At 63.3% G+C, this 12,485-nt stretch carries 3 protein-coding genes; 1 reads left to right on the forward strand and 2 read right to left on the reverse strand.

All coding sequences use genetic code 11. The annotated features are described in order from the left end of the window. A complete protein-coding gene (locus ACN0YF_RS02665; protein ID WP_417493243.1) occupies window positions 1–1,233 on the reverse strand; it encodes an acetyl-CoA acetyltransferase in 1,233 nt (410 codons plus the stop codon). An 81-nt stretch (window positions 1,234–1,314) separates the two neighbouring features. Continuing rightward, window positions 1,315–2,292: an NAD(P)H-dependent flavin oxidoreductase gene (locus tag ACN0YF_RS02670; RefSeq protein ID WP_417493244.1), complete on the reverse strand. Its 978-nt coding sequence runs from the start codon at window positions 2,290–2,292 to the stop codon at window positions 1,315–1,317. Between the two features lie 293 nt (window positions 2,293–2,585). Between ACN0YF_RS02670 and ACN0YF_RS02675 the strand changes: the two genes are divergently transcribed. Then, window positions 2,586–12,422: an Ig-like domain-containing protein gene (locus tag ACN0YF_RS02675; protein ID WP_417493245.1), complete on the forward strand. Its 9,837-nt coding sequence runs from the start codon at window positions 2,586–2,588 to the stop codon at window positions 12,420–12,422. Window positions 12,423–12,485 lie beyond the last annotated feature (63 nt).

Below are 12,485 nucleotides of genomic sequence, written 5' to 3' on the forward strand. Positions count from 1 at the left end.
TCAGACGCCAATCACAAAGCAGGCGCTCGCCGTCGTCGAGCCGCCGACATTGTAGGTCGCGACGGTGCGCGCGCCCTCTACCTGGGTATCGCCGCTGCGCCCGGAAGTCTGCCGCCAAGCATCTAGCGCCATGCGCACGCCGGTCGCGCCGACCGGGTGACCCAGTCCGATCAGGCCGCCCGACGGATTGACGGGCAGGTCGCCGCCCTTCGCGATAAGGCCCGATTCCACCGCCTTCCAGGCCTCGCCCGGCGCGGTCAGCCCGAAATGCTCGATCGCCATGTATTCGGTGATCGAGAAGCAGTCATGGGTTTCGATGGCATCGAGCTGGTGAACATCGGTGACGCCGGCGCGGCCGCAGGCATCGGTGATCGCCTTGCGGACCCAGGGGAACATATAGCCGCCGGTATCACGGGTCTTGGCCAGCTTGGTTTCCATCATCAAGGGGGCGGTGGTGTGACCCCAGCCCTTGAAGCGGGGAATCTGCGCGAGGTCGAGGCCGCGCCTGGCGGCATAGTCCCGGGCCACGGCTTCCGATGCCAGGAACAGGGCCGCCGCGCCATCGGTGACTTGCCCGCAATCGCTGCGGCGCATCCAGCCCTCGACGACCGGGTTGGCGTCATCATCGGCTTCGAAACTGGCCTCGGTGAAGGTCCAGGCGCGCGACTGGGCGTAGGGATTGCGCTTGGCATTGTCGAAATTGATGCGTGAGATCTCGGAGAGATGGGCGCGGTCGAGCCCGTAGCGCCGGTCGTATTCCTCGGCGAGATCAGAGAACATCGCCGGCCAGAGATAGCGCGCGCCCAGTGCCTCGCGGTCGGCCCAGGCGGCGGCGCCGAGAATTTCGGCGGCCCGCTGGCCCGGAACGTTGCGCATCAGCTCGACGCCGACCACGCCGGCAAGGCCGTAACGTCCGGCCTCGATATCGGCCATTGCGGCCATGATCGCCATCGAGCCCGAGGCGCAGGCGGCTTCGTGACGGCTCGTGGGCTTGCCCTCGAAGCCTGGATCCACATGCCCCACCATGCCGCCGATCATGCCCTGACCGCAGAAGAGTTCGCCGGCGAAATTGCCCAGATGCACCACATCGACATCGGCGGCCGAGATGTCGGCGGACTCAAGCCCCGCATGGGTCGTCTCTGAAATCAGGTCAAACAACCCCTTGTCGTCGCGCGCCCAGTTGCGGGCGAAATCACTTTGTGCACCACCGAGGATGAAAACGGGTTCGGACATCTTGTTCAGGCCTCCTGGCCGGGTTTCGTTCTTGTTGCTGCGGGCTGTTGCCCGACCGGATGGCGGTCTGATCCGTCCTGGTCAGGCTTGGCCGTGTACGCTTTCCAATTCTCTTGCCTCGAGCCAGGGGCCTGCGCGCCCAGCAAAGCCGGTGGCCAGACGCTCGACGATATCCGCCACAGGCTCGACGGCATGGATCGAGCCGACCCCCTGGCCTGCTGACCAGACATCGCGCCAGCCCTTGGTGAGCCGGGAAGGGTCCTCGAACGTCACAGTGCCCCTGGCGGGCATATTGTCCGGATCAAGATTATTGGCTTCCAGGCTTGCTCGCATCCAGCTTGCCGCAACGCCGGTGATCGAGGCGGACACCAGCAGGTCTGCCGCAGAGGCGTCGATCACCATGGCCTTGTATTCGTCCTGGGCGAGGCTCTCGGATGCGGTGATGAAGGCGGTGCCGATATAGGCAAAATCGGCGCCCATCGCCCGCACCGCGGCAATCCCGGCGCCCGTGGAAATTCCGCCCGCGACGGCCAGCGGGCCGTCGAAAAATTCTCTGACCGCCTCTACGAAGGCGACGCTTGTCAGCGTGCCGGTGTGGCCGCCAGCGCCGGCGCAGACCAGCACCAGCCCGTCGGCACCCGCAGCAACGGCCTTGCGGGCAAAGGCGACCGTATTGACGTCGGCGAAGATCATGCCGCCATAGCTGTGCACAGTCTCGACGACCCGGCCGGGCCCGCCCAGTGCGGTCACCACCAGAGGCGGTTTATAGGTTTTCAGCAGGGCCAGCTCGGCGTCGAAGCGCGGATAGGAGGAGTGCGTGACCATGTTGAAGGCCCAGGCCGCATCCGACGGGCCGAGGGCGCTGGTGATCTGCTGCATCCAGGTGTCGAGATCCTCAATCGTGCGGCAGTTCGGTCCCGGGAAGGAGCCGATCATGCCGGCACGGCAGGTGGCGATGACGAGCTCGGGGCCGGAAACCAGGAACATGGGTGCACAGATCGCCGGCAGGCGAAGATTCCCGCCAAGCGCGCGCGGCATTCTGGGTTCGCTGGCATTCATGAAAACTCGCCCCCGGCTGCAGCCCCCACCGCCCGACCGGGGCAGTGTGTCACTTTCTTATTAAAACCTACTCGGCAAATGTCAATTGCTGCGGATCGGCAGGCGGCGCGGGTTTGCTCCGGAAATGGTGGCGGCTTTCCGGCCCCGGAGGTCTTCTTCATCCGGTCCTTGCCGCCCAGTCAGGCCGTTTGAGCGCGGTGGCGTCGAAAAAAGAGCCGCTAAGGCCGTGTCGTCACTGTATTATTCTGATCGAACCTGTTAGGTTGCCGAGATTCAGGGGTGAAGGGGGCATTATGACCAAACTTGAACGAGCGAATTCGCATGTGCCGCTTTGGCGCGAGCGCTTCTCGGGCCTTCTGGGCGGGTTGGGTATGGCGGCTCTCGCGCTCCTCGGAGGCGCGGCCTTGTCGGCGCCGGCCCAGGCAGCCAGCGGGACGTTCAATGGCGCGGCCAGCCTTCAGGTCGATGGCCTGTGCACCGCAGCGTCGTCATCCAGTTTCGGTGCGAGCTTCACGGCCACCTACCAGTCGGCCGACGCCGGTTCCAGCGATACCTATTCCCTCTTCCTCCTCGATGGCACCAACACGATTATCGGCTCCTCCAGCCAGAGTGTTTCCGCTGCAGCCTATTCCTCGACCTCAACGATTTCCGTGCCGACGACCCAGACCCCTTCTGATGGTTCGGCCTATACGCTTGTCGCCTACAACCAGAATACCGGATCCCCGCTCTACGCCGTCGGTGACGTCTATGAGGTTGACAGCTATCAGATGGCGACCCTCGGGTTTGATGCCAGTGCTCTCGACGATAGTTGCCCCGGGCCGAATTCCGCCCGCGTGACGCCAAGCATCTCCGGTCCGGCAGGCCCGGTGAACGCGGCGTTCACCGCGACGATCACCTTTGATGGCGATGTGACCTTGTTCACTGTCGATGACCTGGTCGTCGGCAATGGCGCCGCTTCGGCCTTTGCCGGTTCGGGCGACAGCTATTCGGCCACTATCACGCCGACCACCGATGGCGATGTGACAGTCGATATCGCATCTGGTGCCGCCGTGGATGGTGGTACAACCGAAACCAATGCCGCGCCGACTTTCACGGTAGCCTATGATGCAACCGCGCCTTCGGCCCAGTTTGTCGATGTCGAGCCAGACACGACCATCGAAGGGCCCATCTCGGTCCAGCTTGAGTTCAGCGAGGCTGTGTCGGGCGTTGCGGCCGGCCAGGTCACCGTGACCAATGGTGCAATTTCCGGGTTCACCGAAGTTTCCAGCCAGCTTTACAGTTTCACACTGACCCCCGATCCGGGCCTGACGGGCGCCGGTGTTGTCCTCATTTACAGTGCGGGGCAGGCCACGGACCTCGCAGGCAACGCAAATCTCGCGGCGGCGGATGCCTATACGGCCAATACGAATGTGCCATCCGTGGTCATTTCGACCAGTGAAGTCGAGCCTGTGGCTGGCGCGTTCGTCGTCGATGTCGTTTTCAATGAAACGGTGACCGGTTTCGATACCGGTGATTTCGTCGCTGGTGACTTTACTGTCGATAGCGTGGCCGGTTCCGGAACCACCTACACGGCGACACTGACTCCAACCAACACCGGGACCTTGTCGATCAAGGTCGCCGCGGCGACGGTGATTGACGCCGACACCAACGCGAACACCGAGTCCAATACGCTGTCGGTCGAGGCTGACATTACCGACCCGACCGTCGTTATTGCGACCTCGGCGTCCTCGCCTGTCGCAGCTGCCTTCACAGCCACCTTCACATTTTCCAAGCCTGTCACCGGATTTACGGTTGATGACCTGGTTCTTACCAATGCGACCGCCAGCGGGTTTTCCGGTTCCGGTGCCGAGTACAGCGCCACCATCCAGGCCAGCGCTTCAGGCACGGTGAAGGTGGATGTGCCCGGTGCTTCGGCCCAGGACACAGGCGCGCGTGACAATGTCGCCGCAACAACATTGACCGTGCAGGCTGACGCCGTTGCGCCGACTGTCACGCTGACCAGTTCTGCTGTCGGGCCTGTCAGTGCGCCCTTTACGCTCAACCTTGATTTTTCTGAAGCCTATTCCGGCTTCACCATCGCCGATCTGGTCGTGGTCAATGGTGTGGCTACGAATATCCAGCGCGCGGGCGATGACCTGACGGCGACCATTACGCCGACGGCCACCGGTACGCTGACCGTTGATGTTGCTGGCGGTGCCTTCCAGGATACGGCTGGAAACAACAATACGGCCGCGACCCAGTTCACGATCGAATCGACTGCTGATGGTGCGCCGACCGTTGTGATCGCCACTACGTCGGCATCTCCTGTGGGCGGCTCTTTCCCGGTGACGGTGACCTTCTCCGAGGCTGTGACCGGTTTTCTGTTCACGGATGTCCTGATCGTCAATGGCACGACTTCGAATGAGTCGATCTCGGGCAATGTCTACAGTTTTGATGTCGTCCCGTCGGTCGACGGGCCCGTGACGGTCGACGTCCCCGCCGGTGTCGCCCAGGACGGTGACCTGAATGACAATCTCGCCGCGACGCAGTTGTCTCTCACAGCCGACGTAAGCGTACCCACCGTCGCGATTACCAGCGCGGCTGTCGGGCCGGTCGCTGGTTCTTTCGATGTCACGCTCACCTTCTCCGAGGCCATGGACCGGGTTGTCGCCTCGACCCTGACGGTCGGGAACGGTGCCGTGACCGCCATCAGCGGTAGCGATGCTGTCTATGTCGCGACGATTTCGCCGACGATCGACGGCACCGTAACGGTCGATATTGCTGCCGACGCGGCGACCGATCTGGCTGGTAACGGCAATACGGCTGCGACCCAGTTCTCGATCGCTGCCGTCCTTGGCTCTCCGACCCTCGTGATCTCCGGTCCTGCCGGTCCCGTCTCTGATGCCTTTACCGCGACCTTCACCTTCTCCGAGAATGTGACGGGATTCGAGCTTTCCGACATCGTCGTGGGCAATGGCTCGGCCAGTGCTCTCGCGGGTGCGGGTGCCGTCTATACCGCTACCATCATCCCGGATGCGGACGGGGCGGTTACGGTGGATGTCGCCGCGGCTGTTGCCCAGAACGGCGGTGGGGTCAACAATTCCGGCGCAACACAATATTCGGTGACCGCAGCCTCGCTCGGGCCGGTGGCCACGATCACGAGTACGACGCCGGTGATCGTTGCAGCCGGTTTTGTCCAGATTCTTGTTGAGTTCGATGAAGCTGTTTCCGGGCTGGATATCGGCGATTTCAATGTAACCGGGGTCGCCAGCACCCTGGCGTTCGGGGGCAGCGGTACAAGCTATAGCTTCTTCGTAAACGCGACGAACGCCGCAGATGTTGTCGTCAGCCTGCCGGCAGCGACGGTCACCGCCGACTCCGGCGGTGCCGCCAATCGCCAGGGACCTGATCTGACGATTCCGCTCTTCACATCTCCAACGGTCGTGATCTCCTCGGCGGCCGCAGATCCGGTTACGGGCGGCACGTTTGATATCACGGTTACATTCTCGGAGTCTGTCACGGGCTTCGAATCCGGTGACCTCGTGATCGATGGCGGTGCTGTCTCGGCATTCAGCGGAAGTGGGGCCGTGTACGCAGCAACTGTCGCCCCGATTCGGGACGGCACGCTGACGATTGATATCGCGAGTTCGGCTGCCACGGGCGCGGCCGGTGGCGTCAGCACAGCCGCACCCCAGTTCTCGATAGGCGTCAACCAGGATGTACCCCAACCCGTCATCACCAGTGTGTCGTCGGGGACGGTCTCCGGTGCCTTCGATATCACGGTCAATTTCGACGAGCCGGTGACCGGGTTTGACGTTACCGATCTGACCGTCGGCAACGGCGCAGCAAGCAATTTTGCCGGTAGCGGAACCGCCTACACCGCCACCATCACCCCGGCTGCCGACGGCCTCGTAACGGTGGATATTGCTGCCGCAGCCGCAGTTGATGCGGATGCTGGCGACAGCCTTGTCGCTACGCAATTTACCATCACCAACGACGAGACCGGTGCAACGCCGAGTTTCTCGACGGCCGCCGCCGACCCCTTCTCCGGCTCCTTTGTTCTCGATGTCACCTTTGATGAAGACGTGACCGGTTTCGCTGCCAGCGACCTCACTGTCGGCAATGGCACCGCTTCGGGTCTTTCCGGTTCGGGTTCAGCTTATACCGTCACCATCACGCCGGCCGCCTCGGGTCTGGTGACCGTCGACATGGATGCCGGCAAGGTTGAGGACATTCCTGGCAACCCGAATCTCGTCGCGACCCAGTTCACGATCACCGCGGATATCACAGCGCCTTCGGGCTATGCGGTCACGCTCGACCAGGATCCGATCACCGCAGCCACTGCGAGCGCCGTGTCGTTCAGCTTCACCGGCTTCGAAGTCGGCGCCTTGCTCGATTACACGATTTCCAGCGACGGGGGCGGTGCTTCGGTGGTGGACAGTGCGACTGTCTCGGCCGCTGCCGCCACGGTCAGCGGGATCGACATTTCCGGCCTCGGCGACGGCACGATCACCCTTTCGGCCACTCTGACTGACCCGCTCGGCAATGCCGGTGCGGCCGTGAACGATACGGCGACCAAGGATACGGTTGATCCGACCGTGGTCCTGTCGAGCGTCGCCACCGACCCGGTCGCGGGCGGTTTCACCCTGGATGTGGTCTTCTCCGAGCCGGTCACCGGTTTCGCCCTCGGCGATCTGACGGTCGGCAATGGCGTAGCCTCGGCCCTTGCCGGCGCTGGCGACACCTATTCGGTCACCATCACCCCGTCGGCTGACGGTCTCGTCACCGTCGACCTGGCTGCTGCGGCTGCCCAGGATGCTGCCGGCAACGATAATACCGCTGCGACCCAGTTCTCGATCACCCGTGACGCCACCGCCCCGACCTTGGTGCTGTCCACTGTTTCATCGGATCCCGTCTCGGGTGCCTTCACGCTGGATGTCGTGTTCTCGGAATCCGTCACCGGCTTTGTCGTTGGCGATCTGACGGTCGGCAACGGCGTGGCCTCGGCCTTCGCAGGCTCGGGCGACACCTATTCGGCAACCATCACGCCGTCCGCCAATGGCGCCGTCACCGTCGATGTCGCCGCTGGCGCCGCCTCTGATCCGGCGGGCAATGTCAATCTGGCTGCGACCCAGTTCTCGATCACCAATGACGAGACCGCACCGACAGTCGTGCTGTCCAGCGTCAGTTCCGATCCGGTTTCGGGCGCCTTTACGCTGGATATCGTCTTCTCCGAATCCGTCACCGGATTCGCGATTGGCGATCTGACGGTCGGCAATGGTAGCGCCTCCGCTTTCGCGGGCTCGGGTGACACCTATTCAGCCACCATCACCCCGGCTGCTGACGGTGCTGTCACGATCGACCTCGCGGCTGCTGCCGCCCAGGATTCTGCCGGGAATACCAATACGGCTGCGACCCAGTTCTCGATCACCAATGATGAGACCGGCCCATCCGTTGTGCTCTCGACGGCTGCGGCTGATCCAGTCTCCGGTGCCTTCACGCTGGATATTGTCTTCTCTGAAACCGTTACCGGATTCACCATCGGTGATCTCACGGTCGGCAATGGCGCTGCCTCGGCCTTTGCCGGCGCGGGTGATACCTATTCCGCGACCATCACCCCGTCTGCCGATGGAGCCGTCACTATCGATGTGGCGGCCGCGGCGGCCCAGGATTCGGCCGGTAATGCCAATACGGCTGCGACCCAGTTCTCGATCACCCGTGATGCCACAGCCCCGACCCTGGTGCTGTCATCGGTCTCGTCGGATCCCGTCTCCGGTGCCTTCACGCTGGACGTGGTGTTTTCGGAAAGCGTCACCGGTTTCGCGATCGGCGACCTGACGGTCGGCAATGGTGCCGCCTCCGCCTTCGCGGGCTCCGGCGACACTTATTCAGCCACGATCACCCCGGCTGCCGATGGTGCGGTCACGGTGGATGTCGCCGGGGGCGCTGCCTCTGATGCGGCAGGCAATGCCAATCTGGCGGCGCCCCAGTTCTCGATCACCAGCGACAGCACGCTGCCAAGCGTTGTCCTGTCCTCCAGCGCGACTGACCCGGTTTCCGGGGCCTTCACGCTGGATGTGGTCTTCTCCGAATCTGTCACCGGTTTCACCATCGGTGACCTGACTGTCGGCAATGGTGCGGCTTCGGCCTTCGCCGGTTCGGGAGACACCTATTCCGCCACTATCACGCCAGCTGGCGATGGCACGGTCACCGTCGATCTCGCTGCGGCTGCAGCGCAGGATTCGGCGGGCAATGACAATTCGGCGGCGATCCAGTTCTCGATCACCAGCGATGGCACGGCCCCCACGGTCGCGCTCTCGACGGTGTCGGCCGACCCGGTCTCCGGCACCTTCACGCTGGATGTTGTCTTCTCGGAATCCGTTTCCGGATTCACGATCGCCGACCTGACCGTTGCCAACGGGGCCGCCTCGGCCTTCGCAGGCACGGGCGACACCTATTCTGCAACGATCACACCCGCAGCAGATGGCGCGGTGACGGTCGATATCGCTGCCGGTGCAGCCCAGGATTCGGCCGGCAATGACAATCTCGCCGCGACCCAGTTCTCGATCACCTTTGATGCCACCGCACCGACGGTCGTGCTTTCAACGGCCTCGGCTGACCCGGTCTCCGGTGCCTTTACTCTGGATATCGTGTTCTCGGAATCCGTCACCGGTTTCGCGATTGGCGACCTGACGGTCGGCAATGGTGCCGCCTCCGCCTTCGCGGGCTCCGGTGACACCTATTCCGCGACGATCACGCCGTCTGCCGACGGTGTTGTCACCGTCGATGTCGCTGCCGCCGCCGCTCAGGATGTAGCCGGCAATGACAATACGGCCGCGACGCAATTCTCCATCACCAGTGACGGTTCAGCGCCAACGATCACCCAGGGAAGCCGGGTGACGGCTTCAGCCAATGGCGGGATAACCAATGCCGACACGCTGGTTGCGACGGTCACGTTCAGCGAAGCCGTGGTCAATATTTCCGGCGATGATTTTGTGGCCACCGGCATTTCCGGTGCCGTGATTTCGGTGTCGGGATCCAGCGGCACAAGTGTCACTGTGACCATCACCGGAGGTGATCTGGCGGACCTGGATGGTTCGGTCGAACTGGGCCTGGCACCAGGTCAGGACATTGCTGACGCGGCCGGAAACCAGCTGGCCGGTCCCGGCGTGATCGGCAACGCGGCGTGGAGCATCGACAACACCGCACCGGTCGCCACGATGACAAGCGCGGCGACTGACCCGGTCACGGGCGCCTTCACCCTGAATATCGCCTTTGATGAGAGCATCGCCGGCTCGGGGAATGAGCTGATTGTGGGCGAGCTTGTGATCAGCAATGGCCTTGCCTCGAATTTCCAGCCCCAGGCTGCCAACTCTTATAGCGTGACGATCACGCCCGTCGCTGACGGTCCCGTGACGGTGGATATCCCGGCCGGTGTCGCACTTGATTACGCCGGAAATCTCAACCTCGCTTCGGCACAATTCTCCATCACCGCCGACAGCACGGCGCCGACCCTGGCCATTACCGGCCCGAGCGCCGCACAGACCGGGGCGTTTACGGCCACTTTCACCTTCTCCGAATCCGTGAGCGGCTTTGCGCTGGGTGATATTGCCGTGGGCAATGGTACGGCCTCGGCCCTTGCCGGCAGCGGCGCCGTCTATACCGCGACCGTTACACCGGCAGCGGATGGTACGGTCACCATCGATGTCGCCGCCAGTGTCGCCACCGATGCCGCGGGTAACAACAATACCGCCGCGACCCAGTTTGCCGTCGCTGCCGATCTCAGCCTGCCGACAGTCGTCTCGGTTGTCGTGTCTGATGCCAACCTCACGGTTGGCGATGTCGGCACCAGCTTCACGGTCGCCGCGACCTTCTCCGAGGCACTGGACACGGCCATCGCGCCGGTCTTTGCCTTCGTCGGTGCCGATCTTTCTGCCACCTTGAGCTTGCAGTCAGCGGCCTGGTCGAGCGGAGATACGGTCTACACGGCGAGCTATGATCTGCTGGATAGCGGCATCAAGGCCGATGATATCGACATCACGGTCTCCGGCGCGGCCGATCTGGCCGGTAATCTGCTTGCGGATGCGACCACCACCGATCTGTTCAGCGTCGAATTGCGCCGTGGCGGGATCACCATCGCCCAGACGGTCGATGGCGCCGTCGATGGCGAGTTCGATTTCACCGGCGATCTCGGTGCCTTCTCGATCGCGACCACCGGCCAGACCGGCTCGCAGTCCTTCGCCGATCTGGCTGAAGGGGTTTACACCATCACTCCGGCGGCCGAGGACGGCTTCGGCCTCGACGGCGCGACCTGTTCGGGTGGTTCGACCTCGATCGATCCCACCACCGGGGCGGTCACCATCACGCTGGCACCTGCCGATGATGTGAGCTGTACCTTCAACGCCATCGCCGATCCCGCGATTGACGAGACGGTTATTCCTGAAGTGACCCTCGCGCTGGACTCTGCCATTGATGATCCGACGGGGGTCAGCACAAGCTTCTCGCTGACCAATACCGGCGGGCTGCCCTTCTCGTTCACCGCGGGGGCGGACGTGACCTGGCTCGATATCGATCCGACGTCCGGTGAGATTCCGGCCGATGGAGCACTGGAATTCACCATCACCTTCAATGATGGTGTGCTCGATCTGGCTCCGGGAACCTATACGGCCAATGTCACGATCACCGAGACTTCGGGTGCGGCGCAAAAGCCTGCCGGCTCGAGTGCCAATACGCTCAACGTTCTGACGATCCCGGTCACGATCACACTGGCTCCGCGTGAAGGCACGCTGACGATTGTCGCCACCACGGCGCCATCCGAAGCCGGCGACGGGGTCTTCAACTACACCTCGACCCTGGCAGACCTGAACGGGCTGAGCCTTTCGACGACCGGCGGAACCGCCAGCTCGGGAGCTCTGACGGTGCTGCGCGGCAGCTACAGCCTGACCCAGGCAGCCTCCGAAGGCTGGGCCCTGGATTCGATGAGCTGTACCGGCGATACCGATGGCGGTTCGACCTTCGATCTCGACAGCGGCACCATCGTCCTGGACATCGACCCGGAAGAGGCGATGGTGTGTACCTTCGCCAACCGGCGTGACGAGGACTTCATCCGCGAGATCACCCAGAGCGCCATTCGCAGCTTCATGGCGGCGCGCGCGGACCAGATCCTCACCAACTCGCCGGAGCTGGCCAGCCGGATTCGCGGCAGCCGGATGACGGCGACGCCGAACCGCTTTGCCGCTGACTATCAGGACGGGCGTTTCTCCGCCGACATGTCCACCAGCCTGTCGGCAATCCGTCAGGCCGCCGAGGGCAGCCGGGCGCATATGCCGGGTGACGAGCAGTTCAACCTCGACGGCGAGACCGGTATTGCCAGCCTCGATGTCTGGGCGCAGGCGATCTACACCAGCATTGACGACAACCGCGCCGGGCTGAACGCCAACTCCACCTTCGGCCTCTACTATCTGGGCGTCGACATGATGGCGTCGGAGAACGTGCTCGTGGGTGCCTTGCTGCAATGGGATCATGCCGAGACGGTTACCGGCACCTATCGCAGTGAAGTCAGCGGTGATGGCTGGATGGCCGGTCCGTATGTCGCGGCCCGCCTGTCGGAAAATGTGTATCTCGACGCACGCGGCGCCTGGGGGCGTTCGGAAAATGACGTCAATCCCATCGGCCTCTACACCGACGCGTTCGAAACCAGCCGCTGGCTCGTCGAAGCCAATCTGAGTGGCGAGATGCATTCCGGAAACTGGCGCCTGTCGCCACAGATCGGCATCGCCTATTTCAACGAGGAACAGGACGCCTATACCGATACGCTCGGCTTCCTGATCCCGAGCCAGGAAATCACCCTTGGCCGGATCAACGCCGGACCGGAACTGGCCTATCGCTTCGTCAATGCCGAGGGCGGGTATTTCGAACCCTATGTCCGCCTCACCGCATTGTGGGATTACGATGATGCGGACGTTTACAATTCCGCGGGCAATCTGCAGGGCATTGGCGGTCTGCGGGCTGACGCACGCTTCGGCCTGACAGCGCAGCTGCCCAATGGCGGCATGATCTCGGGCGAACTCGGGATTATCGGCCTCGGTCTCGGTGAGTTCGAAGCCAATAATGCGATGATCCGCATCCGGATGCCGCTGAGCATGGAGTAGGTCCGCAGTCCCGCTGCGGAGACAATGACTGTGTCCGGCCCGCCAAACTGGCGGGCCGGCTGC

The organism is Maricaulis sp. (assembly GCF_048270265.1).
Lineage (GTDB): Bacteria > Pseudomonadota > Alphaproteobacteria > Caulobacterales > Maricaulaceae > Maricaulis.